We start from the raw sequence: 18,610 nt of genomic DNA, 5'->3' as shown, positions 1-18,610 counted from the left end.
ACATTCCTTTGCACAGAACAATTACCAGGTCTTACCAATGTTAAACTGGAACTGTTCCGATTTGTCTCCATCGTACTTTTTGAACGGCTGGGCGTAGGAGAAGACCAACGGCCCCAATGGGGACATCCATTGTAATGCGATACCAGCAGACATACGGATATTACTCGGATCGCTGTAGTCCGGGTAACCGGCATACGCGTTCGAATCCCAGTTCGTATCCCAGACAGTACCTACGTCCCAGAAGAAGGAAGTACGAACCGAATTAGCGTACTTGTCGCTAATAAACGGCGTCGGGGTGATGAATTCGAGGCTGGCGACAGCCATAGCGTTACCGCCTACTGCGTCATCAGACTTACACGGCGCAGTTTCAGTGCTCTTACAATCGTTATCGTAGTCGTCATCGCCGTCATGACGGCTGCTCGCCGGGTAGTACACCGCTTTTGGACCGATAGTATTGGACTGGAAGCCACGCACGGTGCTTGAGCCACCGGCATAGAAGTTCTCATAGAACGGCATCTCTTTGCCGCCAATACCGTCACCATAACCCCAACGAGTACGACCCAGAACCACCCATTTGTGATCGTCATCGATCGGCACATAGGTCGCGGTATCCAGCGTCGCTTTGTAGTATTCGTTATCAGAGCCCGGGATGGTCACTTTACCATTCAGGTTGACACGCGTACCTTCCGTCGGGAAGAAGCCACGGTCCAGCTTGTTATAAGTCCAACCGTAGTTGAAGGTGAAGTCGTTAGCACTGAATGAGTTGCGGTCATTCGTATTGGACGGATATTCACCCATCGAGTTCAGGTAACGCCACATGGCAACCTGCGGCTGCATGTTGGACAAGGAGTTATGTACATAACCTAAACCTGCACGCAGCGTGTTGTACTCGTTAATCGGGAAGCCCAGCGTAACGTCTGTACCATAACTTTTGTTGGTATAGTCGGACAGATCCGCATCATCTGCCTGGAAGTCATTATAGAAGATACGGCCGCCGAGGCTGACGCCATCAACGGTGAAGTATGGGTTAGTGACAGACAGTTCAGTATAGGTCTGGTAGTCGTTTTTGGTCCCGTTAATACCCACGGAATAACCCGTACCTAACCAGTTATCCTGCTGAACGCCCGCCTGGAAGCTCACGCCGCTTTCTGTGCCGTAACCAATACCGAAGTTAAAGCTACCGGTGTTACGCTCTTTCACTTTATAGACGACGTCAACCTGGTCCGGGCTGCCCGGAACGCGCTGCGTGTCGGTATCGACGGTTTCAAAGTAACCCAGACGGTTCAGACGCTCTTTACCCTGATCGACCAGATCGCTGCCTAACCATGCCCCTTCCATCTGGCGCATTTCGCGGCGCAGGACGGAATCTTTCGAGGTGTCGTTGCCTTCAAAACGGATCTTACGCACGTAGAAACGGTTACCCGCATCAACGTTCACACGTAATTTAACGGTTTTGTCGGCATCGTTGATTTCAGGCTGCGACTGCACGCGCGGGTAGGCATAGCCATAACGACCAAGAAGTTTCTTGATGTCGTCTTCCATTTTGGTCACTTTGGTGCCGTTATAGAGTTCACCTGGTTCGATCTTCGTCAGGTTCTCAATCTCGGCGGAGTGTCCAGCCAGGTTACCGCTCACCTGCACACCGGAAAGCTTGTACTGATCGCCTTCGGTGATATTAACGGTGATGTAGATGCCTTTCTTATCCGGCGTCAGGCTGACCTGCGTCGAATCGATGTTGAAACGGGCATAACCGCGATCCAGATAGTAGCTGCGCAGCGTCTCAAGGTCGCCAGCCAGTTTCTGTTTCTGGTATTTACGATCGCCCACGACGTTCCACCACGGCACTTCGTCGCGCAGTTGGAAGTGAGAAATGAGTTCGTCAGTGCTGAAGGCATGGTTGCCGACGATATTGATCTGTTGGATCTTCGCCGATACACCCTCCTGGAACACCAGTTTGAGGTCCACACGGTTACGCGGCAACGGCGTGACGACCGCTTTTACGCTGGCGCTGTATTTACCAACGCTGTAGTAGAAGTCTTCCAGTCCTTTTTCGATATCAGAGAGCGTGGTGCGATCCAGTGATTCGCCAACACGCACGCCAGACGCCTCAAGGTTCTGCTTCAGCATGTCATCTTTCACCGATTTGTTACCGGAGAAAGTGATGCTGGCAATCGTCGGACGTTCTTTTACCTGAACCAGAAGCGTATCACCATCGCGCAGGACGCGGACATCCTCGAAGTTGCCAGTGGCGAACAGAGCACGAATGGTATTACTGATATCTTCATCATTAACCGTGTCGCCTGTGCGCACCGGCATACTGAGGAGGGCCGCACCAACGGCGACTCGCTGTAGGCCTTCGAAATGAATGTCCTTCACCACGAACCCTTCAGCACCGTATACGGTGGCGCTGCTAAACAGCAGCGACGCTATGAGCAACTTTTTCATCGCCATCGTTATTATGCGTTCTTCCTAACTAACTCTCTTACAACCGAGAGAAATCATTGAAAAGTGCAAGCCCCATTAACAACACCAGCAAAATCGCGCCAATGCGGTAACTAAAGTCTTGAACCCGCTCGGATACCGGCCCGCCCTTCAGCTTTTCAATCGCCAGGAACAGCAGATGCCCCCCGTCAAGAACGGGCAGCGGAAACAGGTTGATTATCCCTAAGTTCACGCTGATAAGCGCAAGAAACATCAGGTAATAAATGCCCCCAAATTCCGCTGACATCCCAGCCCCCTGAGCGATAGAAATCGGCCCACTGAGGTTGTTCAGTTTCACATCACCGGTTATCAATTTTCCCAGCATACTGACCGTCAGCTTCATCAACTGCCACGTCTTGTCCGTGGCTTCGAGGATGGCGCTGAATGGCCCATACTGGCGTACAGTCTTGTACTCATCCGGCAGAGGAATAATTTTAGGCACAACACCCGCAAAACCTTCTGCCTTTCCGTTAACCGGCTTTGTATCCGGGATTAACGTCAAAGACAAGGAACTCCCCTGCCTTTCAATTTCCAGCGCTAACGGCTTATCTGGATTGTTGCGCACAAGCGTCACAAACGTCATCCATTGCGTTAACGACTGACCATCGACTTTAACGATCCTGTCGCCTGCTTGCAAACCCGCCTTACTTGCAGCGGAGTTCGCTTGCACTTCTGACAGCACCGGTTCGATCTGTGGACCACGCGGCCGAATCCCTAAAGAAGATACAGGATCTTCTTTGTCTGGCTCAAATGCCCAGTGGCGCAAATCTAACGTTTTATCCTGGCGCTGATTACTGCCGAACGGCGCCACGCTGATTGTCGTACGCTCATCGCCGATTTTGGACACCAGCTGTAAGCGCACCGCATCCCAATCAGGGGTTTCGATGCCATCAATGGCTTTAAGTTCCGTACCAGGAAGAATTTGCGCCTGGGCGGCAATCGAGTTGGGTGTTATTTCACCAACTACCGGACGAACGCCAGGGACGCCGATGATAAAAACCAGCCAGTAGGCAAAAATAGCGAAAAGAAAATTTGCAATCGGACCTGCGGCGATAATCGCCGCCCGCTGTCCCACGGTTTTATTGTTGAAAGCGTGGTGGCGCAGTTCCGGCACAACCGGCTCAGCGCGCTCATCCAGCATTTTGACGTAACCGCCGAGGGGAATCATGGCGATCACATATTCCGTACCGTATCGATCGGTACGCCGCCAAAGCGCTTTCCCAAAACCGATAGAAAAGCGCTCGACACGAACACCGCAGCGCCGGGCAACCCAGAAATGACCAAATTCATGCACGGTGATAAGCACACCCAGTGCGACGATGAATGCAGCCAGATTCCAGAGAATACTCAGCATAAAACCTTCCGTTAGAGTGTCCTGAATACCAGTAACAACAGGCAAGCAAAGACCGGTACTGCCGCCGTCAGGCTATCAATACGATCCAGAATACCACCATGCCCTGGGATCAAGTGACCACTGTCCTTAATTCCTGCTTCACGCTTAAACATGCTCTCAGTCAGATCGCCCAGCACTGACGCCAGGGCCGCGATGACAGAACAAATCAGTAAGGTTGAAGGCGCAACATCCAGATTCGCCCACATGCCGTAACCCCATGAAATCACGGCGGCAGTCGCGAGTCCGCCAATAAAGCCCTGCCAGGTTTTACCAGGAGAAACCTTTGGCGCAAGTTTATGTTTGCCGAACAGTTTGCCAAACATATATGCCCCGGAGTCTGCCCCCCAGACGAGGATCATGACATAGAGCAGCCATATGGCGCCACTGTAATGATTCTCATCATAGTGCCAGGCACGCAGCGCCAGCATTCCCCAAAAAAAAGGAATGATGGTTAACACCCCGAAAATTACGCGTAATGTCTTTGAATTACGCCAGATCGCCGCCGAACCGGGATAAAATAACACCAGTAATAATGCAACGACCCACCAGCCCAACGACGCCCAAAGCGAAACCTCAACAAGCGGTTGATGAATGTTGCGGTGATATTCAGGCAGCAAAAACAGCATCAGCGCCAGCAATAACCCGCACAGCACCGCCAGCCAGACCCGCTGAGTACGCGTGGTAAAACCGCTTAACTGTCCCCATTCCCAGGCGGCCAGCATACAAACGACCAGCGTGACAATGGCGAACCCCACCGGCGGAAGTAAAAAAAGCGCCGCGATGACAACGGGTATTAAAACAAAAGCAGAAATCAGGCGATACTTCAGCAAAAGCGACCCCCATCAGGCTTTTTCATCACCGGGCTCGGTGCCGCCGAAACGACGCTCTCGATTAGCAAAGGCATGCAGCGCCCCTTCAAAGTCTTGTTCATCGAAATCGGGCCAAAGAACATCAGTAAAGTAAAGTTCGGCATAGGCAATTTGCCAAAGCAAAAAGTTACTAATGCGATGCTCTCCCCCAGTCCTAATTACTAAATCTACAGGAGCCAGTTCATGCATACAGATTTTCTGGTTTAGCATCTCTTCGTCAATCTGATCAGGGCGCAGCAGTCCTTCCTGCACCTGTTCTGCCAGTTGTCTGACTCCCTGGACAATATCCCAACGTCCGCCATAATTCGCCGCGATATTCAGCGTCAGCCCGGTATTCTGGGCGGTAAGCGCTTCAGACTTGCGAATACGGTCTTGCAAACGCGAGTTAAATCGACTGGTGTCGCCAATAATGCGCAGGCGAACGTTATGGCGATGCAGGCTTTTTACTTCGCTATCCAGCGCCCACACGAACAGCTCCATTAACGCACTCACTTCCTGCGCTGGTCGGTTCCAGTTCTCACTGCTAAAGGCATACAGCGTTAACGCATCAATACCGTTGTTGGCAGCGAAAGATACGGCCCGACGGACGGATTTTGCTCCGGCCTTATGCCCAAAGGCGCGAATCTTCCCTTGCTTTTTCGCCCAGCGGCCATTGCCATCCATAATGATTGCTACATGGCGACAGCCATGTGCTGGCAAATTTTCGCTTAGTGGTTGAGTTGCAGACAACATAACGCGTTTTTAGTCCCTGAAAGGATTTAACGGTACTCAGGAATACTGAAGCCTTTTGCGCTTCATCCTTCAGGCTGCCTCTTCGTTGGCTATGAATGATGCAACCTGAATGATTTTGTGCATCCACAAAAAAGCCGTGTCAAACCACGGCTTACCTGACCGCATAAAGCCAAATATCTGCGATCGGGTGGCGCAGACTATATCACTGAAGCCCAACGCTAACAAATAGCACGATCCTGTGTAGAGGGATTATCATCAGCTTGCGAGTCGCATCACCTGTTTTCTGGCGACGTCACGCGCGACGGCATCAACCCTGAGAACGTCGTCAACGCTTCCCGGTTCCTGCAAATCCATTTTCTCCAGCACAGATAAATTGAGCTCAGCAATATCTGTAAAGCGAATCTCTTCAGCCAGAAATGCGGCGACGGTGATTTCATTCGCCGCATTCAGCGCGGTTGTCGCGGCCTGACCTTGCTCAAACGCGTCCATCGCCAGTTTCAGGCACGGATAGCGCTGATAATCCGGCGCAGAGAACGTCAACGCACTGAGCTTGCAAAAATCGAGCGGCTTCACGCCAGAGTTCACGCGATTCGGCCACGCCATCGTATGCGCGATTGGCGTACGCATATCCGGCTCCCCCAGTTGCGCCAGAACGCTGCCGTCCTGATAACGCACCATTGAGTGAATAACCGACTGCGGGTGAATCAACACGTCCATCTGGCTTGCGCTGGCGTTAAACAACCAACGCGCTTCAATGTATTCCAGACCTTTATTCATCATGGTGGCGGAATCGACGGAAATTTTTCGTCCCATAGACCAGTTCGGATGACGACATGCCTGATCGGGCGTCATGGCCGCCAGATCGCACAATGGCGTTTCACGAAAAGGGCCACCAGACCCGGTAAGCAAAATCGACATCACGCCATTTTGCTCCAGCTCAGCGTATCCCAGATCGTTTTGAATAGGTTGGGGCATACTCTGAAAAATCGCGTTATGTTCGCTATCTACCGGTAAAAGCCGGGCTTTACTGCGTTTCACCTCGTCCATAAACAGACGCCCGCAGGTAATCAGCGACTCTTTATTGGCAAGCAGGATGGTTTTACCGGCGCGAATCGCCGCAAGCGTAGGCAGCAGACCTGCCGCGCCCACGATAGCCGCCATCACCTGATCGACCTCATCCAGCGCAGCCATATCGCAGGCGGCCTGTTGTCCGCTCAGGACGTCAGTGCGGCTTCCATGTTCCAGAAGCGCAGTTTTCAGCCGTTGAGCGCTCTGTTCATCGTCCATCACTGCATAACGCGGCGAAAACTCCAGGCACTGCTCTACCATACGGGTGACATTTTTACCCGCAACCAGCGCGACAACACGGAAACTTTCAGGATTATGGCGCACCACATCCAGCGTGCTGCAACCAATAGAGCCGGTCGAGCCCAGAATGGTTAGTTGCTTCATGAAACGTCCAGAAGAATTGAGACAGGATAGAAAGCAAAACGCCGCCCGGAAGACCCGTCAGGGCCAACCAGCGGCGTTTTAGTCGTACAGGAAAATCAGAACTGCATCAGTTCCGCTTCTTTTTCCGTCAGCGCCGCATCAACTTTCTTGATGGCAGCGTCAGTCAGTTTCTGTACTTCGTCCTGAGAACGGCGATCGTCATCTTCGCTGATCTCTTTATCTTTCAGCAGCGCTTTTACTTTGTCGTTCGCATCACGGCGTACGTTACGCACGGCAACACGCGCCTGCTCTGCTTCGCCACGAACGATTTTGGTCAGGTCTTTACGACGTTCTTCAGTCAGCGGCGGCAACGGAACACGGATATCGCTACCCGCAGAACTCGGGTTCAGGCCGAGGTCAGAAGCCATAATCGCTTTCTCAACCGCCGGGCTCATGGAGCGATCGAACACGTTGATTTTCAGCGTGCGGGAGTCTTCTACCGTTACGCTCGCCAGCTGACGCAGCGGAGTCGGCGTGCCGTAATATTCCACGACAATGCCATCCAGCAGGCTGGGAGAAGCACGACCCGTGCGAATTTTGCTGATTTGGTTTTTAAACGCTTCAACGCATTTTTCCATGCGTACTTCAGCATCTTTTCTGATATCGCTAATCACGTTACGAATCCTTGAAAACTAGTCTCAGTCGACCAGACAATCACACAATACACTTCATCCTTCAGGCTGCCTCTGCGTTGGCTGCGAACGTTCTTCCCTGTCACGTACCAGTGTACGGGCCTCGGGATTCATGCTCTTGCCGCCGTGATGCAGCATGAATGATTTCGTGTATACAGAGTATGCTCAGTATAGTCTCGTTTAATTCATGCCACAGGATATATAAATCCTGCCGGGTAAAGGCGAATCTTACCCGGAATTGGCCATCACGGGAATTATTCCGTGATTAAAGTCCCTTCTTTTTCGCCCATCACGACGCGACGCAGCGCGCCCGGCTTGTTCATATTGAAGACACGAATTGGCAATTTGTGGTCACGAGCCAGCGTGAACGCGGCCAGATCCATCACTTTCAGCTCTTTATCCAGCACTTCGCCGTAGGTGAGTTGCTCATACATCGTGGCGGACGGATCTTTGGCCGGGTCCGCAGTAAATACGCCATCGACTTTCGTGGCTTTCAGCACCACATCCGCTTCAATTTCGATACCGCGCAGGCAAGCCGCAGAGTCGGTGGTGAAGAAGGGGTTGCCGGTGCCCGCAGACAGGATAACCACACGGTTATTACGCAGCAGACTAATGGCTTCTGCCCAGCTGTAGTTGTCACACACGCCATTCAGCGGAATAGCGGACATCAGGCGGGCGTTCACATAGGCGCGGTGGAGCGCATCGCGCATCGCCAGACCGTTCATCACGGTGGCCAGCATGCCCATGTGGTCGCCCACAACGCGGTTCATACCCGCTTTCGCCAGACCAGCACCACGGAACAGGTTACCGCCACCAATCACCACACCAACCTGAATGCCCAGTTCCACCAGTTCTTTGATTTCCTGAGCCATACGATCCAGTATGCTTGCATCAATACCGAAGCCTTCCGAACCCTGCAAAGCTTCGCCACTCAATTTAAGCAGAATACGTTTATAGACGGGTTTTGCATTGGTAGCCATGTTTCTTTCCTGAGACTGTCAACGATTGAGATGAGTTAATTCCGGCGACATTGTATGTCGCTTTTCAGCGCAGCCACTATAGGGGTTGGCTGAATTTACAAGATGGACGCAAAAAGAAGCCGCCCTCAGGCGGCTCCTTTTCGACAATTAAGACTGCTTGGACATCGCAGCAACTTCTGCTGCAAAGTCAGTCTCAACTTTCTCGATGCCTTCGCCCACTTCAAAGCGGATGAAGCCAGTTACGTCGGCGTTGTGCTCTTTCAGCAGCTGACCAACAGATTTGCTCGGTTCCATAACGAAAGGCTGACCGGTCAGAGAAACTTCGCCGGTGAATTTCTTCATGCGGCCTTCAACCATTTTCTCTGCGATTTCTTTCGGCTTACCAGACTGCATCGCGATATCCAGCTGTACCTGGTATTCTTTCTCTACCACTTCAGCAGACACGTCTTCCGGCTTAACGAACTCAGGCTTGCTTGCAGCAACGTGCATTGCCAGCTGTTTAACCAGCTCTTCGTCAGCGCCTTTAGCCGCAACCAGAACACCGATGCGCGCACCGTGCTGGTAAGAACCCAGAACGTCGCCTTCCAGGGAAGCAACACGGCGAATGTTGATGTTTTCACCGATTTTTGCCACCAGAGCAACGCGCTCTTCTTCGAACTGTGCTTTCAGCACGTCAACGTCAGTGATTTTGCCAGCAACAGCGGCGTCCAGCACTTTGTCAGCAAATGCCTGGAAACCAGCATCTTTAGCAACGAAGTCAGTCTGGCAGTTAACTTCCAGAATGATGCCGTAGTTGCCGTCGATTTTGGTTTTGATCACGCCGTCAGCAGCAACGTTGCCTGCTTTTTTCGCTGCTTTGATCGCACCGGATTTACGCATGTTTTCGATTGCCAGCTCGATGTCGCCATTCGCTTCAGTCAGTGCTTTTTTGCAATCCATCATGCCTGCGCCAGTACGCTCACGCAGCTCTTTTACCAGGGATGCGGTAATTTCAGCCATTCTAAAATCCTCGGAAGATTTGATCTGCCCGGCATCAAACCGCACAGATTTAAAAGTGAAAAAGGGGCCTAAAGGGCCCCTAACCAAACGTGATACTACCTGGTTTATAAGGGGGCTCGAACGAGCGTGCCTTATTATTCAGCTTCTACGAAGCTTTCTTCCGCCTGAGAAGCCAGATCCTGAGAACGGCCTTCACGAACGGTTGCAGCTACAGCGCCCAGGTACAGGCTAACAGCACGGATTGCGTCGTCGTTACCCGGGATAACGAAGTCAACACCGTCCGGATCAGAGTTGGTATCAACGATAGCAAATACCGGGATACCCAGGTTGTTTGCTTCTTTGATAGCAATGTGCTCGTGGTCAGCATCGATAACGAACAGTGCGTCCGGCAGGCCGCCCATGTCTTTGATACCGCCCAGGCTGTTTTCCAGTTTCTCAAGCTCACGAGTGCGCATCAGCGCTTCTTTTTTGGTCAGCTTTTCGAAAGTACCGTCCTGAGACTGAGTTTCCAGGTCTTTCAGACGTTTGATGGACTGACGAACGGTTTTCCAGTTAGTCAGCATACCGCCCAGCCAGCGATGGTTCACGAAGAACTGGTCGCAGCTGTTAGCAGCGTCTTTCACCGCTTCGCTTGCAGCACGTTTAGTACCAACGAAAAGGATTTTACCTTTGCGAGAAGCAATCTTGTTCAGTTCAGCCAGCGCTTCGTTGAACATCGGTACCGTTTTCTCAAGGTTGATGATGTGAACTTTGTTACGCGCACCGAAGATGAACGGCTTCATTTTCGGGTTCCAGTAACGGGTCTGGTGACCGAAGTGAACACCAGCCTTGAGCATGTCGCGCATGGAAACAGTTGCCATGATTAAAACCTCTATATATAAAAGTTGGGGTTATGCCTCCACGTATCCCATATTACCGACCCCAAAGGGCACCCCGGAATATGTGCCGATACGTGTGTGTTGTTACACAAAGTGAGATTTGTCGCTTCAGTCCATCTTGTGTAGTCTTCGAATGGAACGGAAGTCCGGCGCGCTTTATACCACAAATACGCCGCAGACACCAATAATTGTTGGCTCGATGTGCTGTTAATGATTCTCAATTTGGCAGGCTACGCTTTGGACTGATACCATTGACAGCACTTACACAATTATTGTCGAAATAATCGACACCGATGGACAGAATTCATGGCTATCTCAATCAAGACCCCTGAAGAAATCGAAAAAATGCGCGTCGCTGGCCGCCTGGCCGCTGAAGTGCTGGAGATGATCGAACCGTATATCAAACCGGGCGTCAGCACCGGGGAACTGGATCGCATCTGCAACGACTACATCGTCAATGAACAACACGCGATCTCCGCTTGCCTCGGCTACCACGGTTATCCGAAATCCGTTTGCATCTCCATTAATGAAGTGGTGTGCCACGGTATCCCGGACGACGGCAAATTGCTGAAAGACGGCGATATCGTCAATATCGACGTAACCGTAATCAAAGATGAATACCACGGCGATACGTCGAAAATGTTTATCGTCGGCAAACCGACGATTCTGGGCGAGCGCCTGTGCCGTGTAACCCAGGAAAGCCTGTATCTGGCGCTGCGAATGGTCAAACCGGGCATCCGTCTGCGCACGCTGGGCGCGGCCATTCAGAAATACGCGGAAGGCGAAGGTTTCTCTGTCGTTCGCGAATATTGCGGTCACGGGATTGGTCGCGGCTTCCATGAAGAACCGCAGGTTCTGCACTACGATGCGGACGACGGCGGCGTGGTTCTGCAACCGGGAATGACGTTCACCGTTGAACCGATGCTGAACGCCGGTGATTACCGCATCCGCACCATGAAAGACGGCTGGACGGTAAAAACCAAAGACAGAAGCTTGTCTGCACAGTACGAGCATACTATTGTGGTAACCGAAAACGGCTGTGAAATTCTGACGTTACGCAAGGATGACACCATCCCGGCGATTATCACGCACGACGCATAAACTTTTGCCTGATGGCGCTACCGCTTATCAGGCCTACAATCAGCGTTTACCCGTAGGCCGGATAAGGCGTTAACGCCGCATCCGGCTTTTTAATGGGTGGCGCATAATGAATACTCTTCCTGAACAGCACGCGAATACGGCTCTCCCCACCCTACCCGGCCAACCGCAAAATCCGGGAGCCTGGTCGCGTGACGAGCTTACCGTCAGCGGAATTAAAGCCCACATTGATATTTTCCAGCAGTGGCTGGGAGACGCTTTTGACAGCGGGATTTCCGCAGAGCAATTGATTGAAGCCCGCACCGAATTTATCGACCAGTTGTTGCAACGACTGTGGATCGACGCCGGATTCGGGCAAATTGCCGATCTGGCCCTGGTGGCCGTCGGCGGCTATGGCCGGGGCGAGCTGCATCCGCTTTCCGACATTGACCTGCTCATCCTGAGCCGTAAAAAGCTGCCCGACGCTCAGGCGCAAAAAGTCGGGGAACTGCTGACCTTGCTGTGGGATGTGAAGCTGGAAGTTGGGCATAGCGTGCGCACACTGGAAGAGTGTCTGCTGGAAGGGCTGTCGGACTTAACCGTCGCCACCAATCTGATTGAAACACGTCTGCTGATCGGCGACGTGGCGCTTTTTCTGGAGCTGCAAAAGCATATTTTCAGTGAAGGTTTCTGGCCGTCGGAGAAATTTTTCGCCGCCAAAGTCGAAGAGCAAAACCAGCGCCACCAGCGCTATCACGGCACCAGCTATAACCTTGAACCCGATATTAAAAGCAGCCCCGGCGGCCTGCGTGACATCCACACCCTGCAATGGGTGGCTCGCCGTCACTTCGGCGCAACGTCTCTCAATGAGATGGTCGGCTTCGGCTTCTTAACCCAGGCAGAACGCGCCGAGCTAAACGAGTGCCTGCATATTTTGTGGCGCATTCGCTTCGCGCTGCACCTGGTGGTCAGCCGTTACGACAACCGCCTGCTGTTCGACAGGCAGCTCAGCGTTGCCCAGCGGCTCAACTACACTGGCGAAGGCAACGAGCCGGTTGAGCACATGATGAAAGACTATTTCCGGGTCACGCGTCGGGTCAGCGAACTGAACCAGATGCTATTGCAGCTGTTTGATGAAGCAATCCTCGCCCTACCCGCCGATGAAAAACCGCGCCCGATTGATGACGATTTTCAACTGCGCGGCACGCTGATCGACCTGCGCGATGACGATCTGTTTATCCGTTCGCCGGAAGCGATCCTGCGGATGTTTTATACGATGGTGCGCAATAGCACCATCACTGGCATCTATTCCACCACGCTGCGCCATCTGCGCCATGCCCGCCGCCACCTGACCCAGCCGCTGTGCTACATCCCGGAAGCGCGCTCTCTGTTTCTCAGTATGCTGCGTCATCCGGGCGCCGTCAGCCGCGGTTTGCTGCCAATGCATCGCCACAGCGTGCTTTGGGCTTACATGCCGCAATGGTCGCATATCGTCGGCCAAATGCAGTTCGACCTGTTCCATGCCTACACGGTGGATGAGCACACTATTCGCGTGATGCTGAAGCTGGAAAGTTTCGCCAAAGAAGAGACCCGCCAGCGCCATCCGCTGTGCGTCGATCTCTGGCCGCGCCTGCGGCAACCGGAACTGATCCTGATCGCGGCGCTGTTCCATGATATCGCCAAAGGGCGCGGCGGCGACCACTCGGTACTCGGCGCGCAGGACGTGCTCAAATTTGCCGAACTGCACGGCCTGAACTCACGCGAAACGCAACTGGTCGCCTGGCTGGTACGCCAGCACCTGCTGATGTCGGTTACCGCCCAGCGGCGCGATATCCAGGACCCTGAGGTCATCAAACAGTTCGCCGAAGAGGTGCAAACGGAACACCGTCTGCGCTTCCTGGTATGCCTGACGGTCGCTGACATTTGCGCCACTAACGAAACGCTGTGGAACAGCTGGAAGCAAAGCCTGTTGCGCGAACTGTACTTCGCCACCGAAAAACAGCTACGTCGCGGCATGCAAAACACGCCGGATATGCGCGAACGCGTGCGCCATCATCAGCTTCAGGCGCTGGCGCTGCTGCGAATGGACAATATAAACGAAGAGGCGCTGCATCAAATCTGGACACGCTGCCGCGCTAACTATTTCGTGCGCCATAGCCCGAATCAGCTGGCCTGGCATGCGCGTCATCTGTTACAGCACGATCTGACCCGACCGCTGATTCTGGTCAGCCCACAGGCCACGCGCGGCGGAACGGAGATCTTCATCTGGAGTCCTGACCGCCCTTATCTGTTTGCCGCCGTTTGCGCAGAACTGGACAGGCGCAATCTGAGCGTTCATGACGCGCAAATCTTCACCACCCGCGACGGCATGGCGATGGATACTTTTATTGTGCTGGAGCCGGACGGCAGCCCTCTCTCCGCCGACCGTCACGAAGCCATCCGTTTTGGACTGGAGCAGGCGATTACCCAGAGCAGCTGGCAGCCTCCGCAGCCGCGTCGCCAGCCGGCCAAACTGCGCCACTTTACCGTCGATACCGAGGTCACTTTTCTGCCTACTCACACCGACAGAAAATCGTTCCTTGAACTTATCGCTCTCGATCAGCCGGGCCTGCTGGCGCGGGTCGGGCAAATTTTTGCCGATCTGGGAATTTCGCTTCATGGCGCCCGAATTACAACCATTGGCGAGCGAGTAGAAGATTTATTCATAATCGCGACAGCCGACCGGCGTGCCCTTAATAATGAGCTACAGCAGGAAGTGCATCAACGGTTGACAGCGGCCCTCAATCCAAACGATAAAGGGTAGTGTGTTTATTCATATGGAAAGAGTTTAACAATGCAGCAGTTACAGAACGTTATTGAGTCCGCTTTCGAGCGCCGTGCCGACATCACTCCGGCGAATGTAGATACCGTGACCCGCGAAGCGGTTAACCAGGTCATTTCTCTGCTGGATTCCGGTGCGCTGCGTGTGGCAGAAAAGATTGATGGCCAGTGGGTGACTCACCAGTGGCTGAAGAAAGCGGTTCTGCTCTCTTTCCGTATTAACGATAACCAGGTTATCGACGGTGCGGAAAGCCGCTACTTCGATAAAGTACCGATGAAATTCGCCGACTATGACGAAGCGCGCTTCCAGAAAGAAGGCTTCCGCGTAGTGCCGCCTGCCGCTGTGCGTCAGGGCGCGTTTATCGCACGCAACACCGTGCTGATGCCATCCTACGTAAACATCGGCGCATTCGTTGATGAAGGCACGATGGTAGATACCTGGGCGACCGTAGGTTCCTGCGCGCAGATTGGTAAAAACGTACACCTGTCCGGCGGCGTCGGCATCGGCGGCGTACTGGAACCGCTACAGGCGAACCCGACAATCATCGAAGATAACTGCTTCATCGGCGCGCGTTCTGAAGTGGTTGAAGGGGTGATCGTTGAGGAAGGTTCCGTCATCTCTATGGGCGTGTACATCGGTCAAAGCACCCGTATTTACGATCGCGAAACGGGCGAAATCCATTATGGCCGCGTACCGGCAGGCTCCGTTGTGGTTTCCGGCAACCTGCCGTCGAAAGACGGTAAGTACAGCCTGTACTGTGCGGTCATCGTGAAAAAAGTCGACGCGAAGACGCGCGGCAAAGTCGGGATCAACGAGCTGTTACGTACCATCGACTAACAATGATTTGAAAAAGCGGGCTGAGCCCGCTTTTTTTACATCTGTGGCTGGCGGAAAGAGAACTTTTCGTTAATTATTCATAGGTTATGTTGAGATGAAGGGTACCGCTATGTATGACAATCTGAAAAGTCTGGGCATTACCAATCCTGAAGAAATCGATCGTTACAGCCTGCGGCAAGAAGCCAACAACGATATCCTGAAAATCTATTTCCAGAAGGATAGAGGCGAGTTCTTTGCCAAAAGCGTAAAGTTCAAATATCCCCGCCAGCGTAAAACCGTCGTCGCCGATGGTATCGGACAAGGTTACAAAGAGGTGCAGGAGATCAGTCCTAACCTGCGCTATGTGATCGATGAGCTGGATCAGATCTGCCAGCGTGATCGCACGGAAGTCGATCTCAAACGTAAGATCCTGGATGATTTACGTCATCTGGAAAGCGTGGTCGCCAACAAGATCAACGAAATCGAAGCGGATCTGGAAAAACTAACGCGTAAGTAATCTGTGTGTTGCCGGATGGCGGCGTGTTACGCCTTATCCGGCCTACAGGTAACTCCCGGTAGGCCTGATAAGCGTCGCGCCATCAGGCAATCAATGCTGCTCGTCCAGTTGCAACGCGACATACAGCAACAGCCGATCGTCAAAATTGCCCAAATCCAGCCCCGTCAACTCAGAGATGCGGTTCAGACGGTATTCCAGCGTATTACGGTGAATAAAGAGCGCCTTCGACGTTGCCAGCGGCTGCACGTTATGGCGAAACCACGCGGCCAGCGTCCGGCGTAACAGCCCGTTATTATCCATCGCTTTCAGCTTTGAGAGCGGGCGCGCCAGCTCATTGGCCTGCCAGCCACCACGCAGGCTGTCCAGCAGCACTGGCAGCATCAAATCCTGGTAAAAGTAGCTGCGTTGCTCCGGCATACGCTGCTTGCCCACCATCATGGTAGTACGCGCAGTGCGCCAGGAACGGGCGATACTGCCCGGGCCGGTAAAATAGTTCCCCAGCGCGACCCGAAAGCGCAATTGCCCGTTCTCTTTCATCCGGGCAATCAACTGCTCAATACGCTTGCGATGGTCGTCCGCATCCCAGCGCCCAAACTGATTCAGCGCCGGTTTCAGCACAACCATTTCCGTCAAAGAAACGATAGCAATCAAATTGTTGCGTTCAGGCGTCGTTAACGCATTTTGCAACTGCTGCAACTCCTCCATCGCGCTGTCAACGCCAAGCTGCCCGCTGTCCACTTCAACCACGGCAGCCACACGCGGTTGGTTCAGGTCGATACCCAGCCGCTGCGCCCACTCCGTCAACGCTGGCGTATTTTCCTCAGCCTGAATCAGGTTCATCACCAGTTCTTCACGCAGACGGCTATCCTGGGCCAGCAGATGCATCAGCCGCGACTGCTCCAGCATCATTTCGGCAGTCATACAGACCAGCTCACCGTATTTTCGCAGGTGTTGCGGCTCACCGGTTAAACCAATAACGCCGACGATCTCCCCTTCCAGGCGCAACGGCAGGTTGATCCCCTGGCGCACGCCGTGAAGATGCCGCGCCACCGCATCATCAATATCGACCACGCGCCCCTGCGACAGCACCAACAGCGCGCCTTCGTGCAATTCACCAATGCGCTCCCGATCGCCGCTACCAATAATACGCCCACGGGCATCCATTACGTTGATATTGGTATCGATGATGCGCATTGTGCGCGCCACAATATCCTGTGCCATTTTGGTATCAAGATGCCAGCCAGCCATAATCCCCTCCTGTGAGCAGAGCTCAAGCATAGGGAAGATGCTAACCTGCATCATTGTGCATCTGCACAAACTAAAGCAGAGAAGTATGGAGTTGTGGGGGGCCTCACAGAATGTGAGAAATGCCCTTTTCCCGGACAGGAAAAGGGCAAGAGAGGAATTACTGCATCAGCAGATAGATGGTGCTATCGCCGCGCTGAATATTCAGCGCCAGAACAGAAGGTTTGCTGTCGAGGATTTTACGCAGCTCAGCGATGTTCTTAATCGCCTGCTGGTTGGCCCCCACAATCACATCCCCTTTCTTCAGGCCAATCTGCGCAGCCGGCGTATTCGGCTTCACGTTGCTGACAACAACGCCTTTATCCTGGCCTTTGTTGCTCATTTCCGCGCCTTCAATACCATTGAAGATGGAGCTGGAATCAACCTGATTCTGGCTGCTCTGTTGCAGTTCCAGGTTGACAGTCACCGGCTTGCCATCACGCAGCAGACCAAGGCTGATTTTGCTGCCTACCGGCATCGTACCCACCTGGGCGCGCAGCGCGGCAAAGCTGCTGATCGGCTTACCATTCAGGGACGTGATCACATCCCCGGCTTTAATACCGGCTTTCGCCGCAGAAGAGTTCGCCATCACCTGGCTGACAAACGCGCCGCGCTGGGCATCGACTTTCATCGCCTTCGCCAGTTCCGAGTTTAGCTCCGTCCCCATGATACCCAGCTCACCGCGTTTAACCTGGCCATACTCCACCATCTGGGAGGTCAGGTTTTTCACCATGTTGCTGGGGATAGCAAAACCAATACCGATGTTGCCGCCGTCCGGCGCAAGAATCGCGGTGTTAATCCCGATCAGTTCGCCGTTCAGGTTCACCAGCGCGCCACCGGAGTTACCACGGTTGATGGCGGCATCCGTCTGGATAAAGTTTTCGTAGTTTTCCGCGTTCAGACCGCTACGGCCCAGTGCGGAGACGATACCGGAAGTCACCGTTTCGCCCAGACCAAACGGGTTGCCGATAGCGACGGTATAATCCCCCACGCGCAGCGCGTCGGAATCCGCCAGCTTAATGGCCGTCAGATTTTTCGGGTCCTGAATTTGAACCAGCGCGATATCAGAGCGCGGATCTTTACCGACGACCTTGGCGTCAAATTTACGGCCATCGCTCAGTTGAACTTTGATGACCGTCGCGTTATCCACCACATGGTTGTTGGTGACGACATAACCTTTTGCGGCATCAATAATGACGCCGGAGCCCAGCGCCATAAATTTCTGTTGCTGACCGCCGCCCTGACCCCCGCCCTGGCAGAACGGAGAACTCTGGAACGGCGAACCGTCCTGGCAGAATGGCGAATCATCGCCAAAGAACTGCTGGAAATTACGCGGCATGCGCGGCGTGTTGACGGTTGTGCTACCTTCCACGTTGATACTCACCACCGATGGCATCACTTTTTCGAGCATCGGTGCCAGACTTGGCATCTGCTGGGCAGTCGTTGCCGAAGACGCCGTCTCAGCCGCCGTTGCAGACAGGGGGGACAGCGCCAAACCTAAACTCAGAGCCAGTGCACTCATTGCTAATGTGGTTTTTTTCATGTGTTTCAATCTCGATTAACAGATAACGCAAAATTGCTGTGTACGTCAGATTCGTTTTATAGCGCGAAGTTCCAGAATAAAGTTTCTGGAAAAAGTA

15 protein-coding genes are annotated in these 18,610 nt (G+C 53.3%); 4 read left to right on the top strand and 11 right to left on the bottom strand.

Features of this window, described 5'->3' with window-relative positions:
* Positions 1–21 precede the first annotated feature (21 nt).
* The 9 genes from bamA to rpsB form a co-directional block, all read right to left on the bottom strand.
* Complete coding sequence (gene bamA / locus OGV83_RS21435) at positions 22–2,451, bottom strand: outer membrane protein assembly factor BamA (RefSeq protein WP_012133980.1); 2,430 nt, start codon at positions 2,449–2,451, stop codon at positions 22–24.
* A 31-nt stretch (positions 2,452–2,482) separates the two neighbouring features.
* Positions 2,483–3,835, bottom strand: a complete 1,353-nt coding sequence (rseP, locus tag OGV83_RS21430) for a sigma E protease regulator RseP (RefSeq protein ID WP_012133981.1) — start codon at positions 3,833–3,835, stop codon at positions 2,483–2,485.
* An 11-nt stretch (positions 3,836–3,846) separates the two neighbouring features.
* Positions 3,847–4,704, bottom strand: a complete 858-nt coding sequence (gene cdsA / locus OGV83_RS21425) for a phosphatidate cytidylyltransferase (protein WP_012133982.1) — start codon at positions 4,702–4,704, stop codon at positions 3,847–3,849.
* 12 nt (positions 4,705–4,716) lie between these two features.
* Complete coding sequence (gene ispU / locus OGV83_RS21420) at positions 4,717–5,475, bottom strand: (2E,6E)-farnesyl-diphosphate-specific ditrans,polycis-undecaprenyl-diphosphate synthase (protein ID WP_024130686.1); 759 nt, start codon at positions 5,473–5,475, stop codon at positions 4,717–4,719.
* Positions 5,476–5,730: 255 nt separating this feature from the next.
* A complete protein-coding gene (gene ispC, locus OGV83_RS21415; RefSeq protein WP_012133985.1) occupies positions 5,731–6,927 on the bottom strand; it encodes a 1-deoxy-D-xylulose-5-phosphate reductoisomerase in 1,197 nt (398 codons plus the stop codon).
* Positions 6,928–7,022: 95 nt separating this feature from the next.
* On the bottom strand, positions 7,023–7,580 hold the full coding sequence (frr, locus tag OGV83_RS21410; protein ID WP_024130687.1) for a ribosome recycling factor: 558 nt from the start codon (positions 7,578–7,580) through the stop codon (positions 7,023–7,025).
* Between the two features lie 272 nt (positions 7,581–7,852).
* Entirely contained in the window at positions 7,853–8,578 is a 726-nt protein-coding gene (pyrH, locus tag OGV83_RS21405; RefSeq protein WP_012133987.1) for a UMP kinase, read from the bottom strand.
* A gap of 147 nt (positions 8,579–8,725) precedes the next feature.
* The gene (tsf, locus tag OGV83_RS21400) at positions 8,726–9,577 is read right to left on the bottom strand and encodes a translation elongation factor Ts (protein ID WP_024130688.1); all 852 of its coding nucleotides are present in this window, start codon (positions 9,575–9,577) and stop codon (positions 8,726–8,728) included.
* A 134-nt stretch (positions 9,578–9,711) separates the two neighbouring features.
* Positions 9,712–10,437 (bottom strand): 30S ribosomal protein S2, encoded by a 726-nt coding sequence (gene rpsB, locus OGV83_RS21395; RefSeq protein ID WP_012133990.1) that lies wholly within the window; start codon positions 10,435–10,437, stop codon positions 9,712–9,714.
* Between the two features lie 324 nt (positions 10,438–10,761).
* Here rpsB and map point away from each other — a divergent pair, with 324 nt between their 5' ends.
* The 4 genes from map (at position 10,762) to OGV83_RS21375 (ending at position 15,686) form a co-directional block, all read left to right on the top strand.
* Positions 10,762–11,556: a type I methionyl aminopeptidase gene (gene map / locus OGV83_RS21390; RefSeq protein WP_012133991.1), complete on the top strand. Its 795-nt coding sequence runs from the start codon at positions 10,762–10,764 to the stop codon at positions 11,554–11,556.
* A 106-nt stretch (positions 11,557–11,662) separates the two neighbouring features.
* The gene (gene glnD, locus OGV83_RS21385) at positions 11,663–14,335 is read left to right on the top strand and encodes a bifunctional uridylyltransferase/uridylyl-removing protein GlnD (RefSeq protein ID WP_110494659.1); all 2,673 of its coding nucleotides are present in this window, start codon (positions 11,663–11,665) and stop codon (positions 14,333–14,335) included.
* Positions 14,336–14,365: 30 nt separating this feature from the next.
* A complete protein-coding gene (dapD, locus tag OGV83_RS21380; protein WP_012133993.1) occupies positions 14,366–15,190 on the top strand; it encodes a 2,3,4,5-tetrahydropyridine-2,6-dicarboxylate N-succinyltransferase in 825 nt (274 codons plus the stop codon).
* A gap of 109 nt (positions 15,191–15,299) precedes the next feature.
* On the top strand, positions 15,300–15,686 hold the full coding sequence (locus OGV83_RS21375; RefSeq protein ID WP_024130689.1) for a DUF3461 family protein: 387 nt from the start codon (positions 15,300–15,302) through the stop codon (positions 15,684–15,686).
* 90 nt (positions 15,687–15,776) lie between these two features.
* Here the strand turns inward: OGV83_RS21375 and cdaR are convergent, their stop codons facing one another.
* Both cdaR and degP read right to left on the bottom strand, forming a co-directional pair.
* The gene (gene cdaR / locus OGV83_RS21370; RefSeq protein ID WP_049011619.1) at positions 15,777–16,934 is read right to left on the bottom strand and encodes a DNA-binding transcriptional regulator CdaR; all 1,158 of its coding nucleotides are present in this window, start codon (positions 16,932–16,934) and stop codon (positions 15,777–15,779) included.
* Between the two features lie 157 nt (positions 16,935–17,091).
* A complete protein-coding gene (gene degP, locus OGV83_RS21365) occupies positions 17,092–18,513 on the bottom strand; it encodes a serine endoprotease DegP (protein WP_012133996.1) in 1,422 nt (473 codons plus the stop codon).
* Between the last annotated feature and the right edge of the window lie 97 nt (positions 18,514–18,610).

It is taken from the genome of Citrobacter sp. CK189 (assembly GCF_030333505.1).
Taxonomy (GTDB): Bacteria; Pseudomonadota; Gammaproteobacteria; order Enterobacterales; family Enterobacteriaceae; genus Citrobacter_B; species Citrobacter_B koseri.
This window is presented reverse-complemented; position numbering and strand designations above follow the sequence as displayed.

Excerpts from the sequence above, each read along its gene's own strand:
- bamA (WP_012133980.1), bottom strand. The coding sequence starts at position 2,451 with ATGGCGATGAAAAAGTTGCTCATAGCGTCGCTGCTGTTTAGCAGCGCC.
- rseP (WP_012133981.1), bottom strand. The coding sequence starts at position 3,835 with ATGCTGAGTATTCTCTGGAATCTGGCTGCATTCATCGTCGCACTGGGT.
- ispU (WP_024130686.1), bottom strand. The coding sequence starts at position 5,475 with ATGTTGTCTGCAACTCAACCACTAAGCGAAAATTTGCCAGCACATGGC.
- ispC (WP_012133985.1), bottom strand. The coding sequence starts at position 6,927 with ATGAAGCAACTAACCATTCTGGGCTCGACCGGCTCTATTGGTTGCAGC.
- pyrH (WP_012133987.1), bottom strand. The coding sequence starts at position 8,578 with ATGGCTACCAATGCAAAACCCGTCTATAAACGTATTCTGCTTAAATTG.
- tsf (WP_024130688.1), bottom strand. The coding sequence starts at position 9,577 with ATGGCTGAAATTACCGCATCCCTGGTAAAAGAGCTGCGTGAGCGTACT.
- rpsB (WP_012133990.1), bottom strand. The coding sequence starts at position 10,437 with ATGGCAACTGTTTCCATGCGCGACATGCTCAAGGCTGGTGTTCACTTC.
- map (WP_012133991.1), top strand. The coding sequence starts at position 10,762 with ATGGCTATCTCAATCAAGACCCCTGAAGAAATCGAAAAAATGCGCGTC.
- glnD (WP_110494659.1), top strand. The coding sequence starts at position 11,663 with ATGAATACTCTTCCTGAACAGCACGCGAATACGGCTCTCCCCACCCTA.
- dapD (WP_012133993.1), top strand. The coding sequence starts at position 14,366 with ATGCAGCAGTTACAGAACGTTATTGAGTCCGCTTTCGAGCGCCGTGCC.
- OGV83_RS21375 (WP_024130689.1), top strand. The coding sequence starts at position 15,300 with ATGTATGACAATCTGAAAAGTCTGGGCATTACCAATCCTGAAGAAATC.
- cdaR (WP_049011619.1), bottom strand. The coding sequence starts at position 16,934 with ATGGCTGGCTGGCATCTTGATACCAAAATGGCACAGGATATTGTGGCG.
- degP (WP_012133996.1), bottom strand. The coding sequence starts at position 18,513 with ATGAAAAAAACCACATTAGCAATGAGTGCACTGGCTCTGAGTTTAGGT.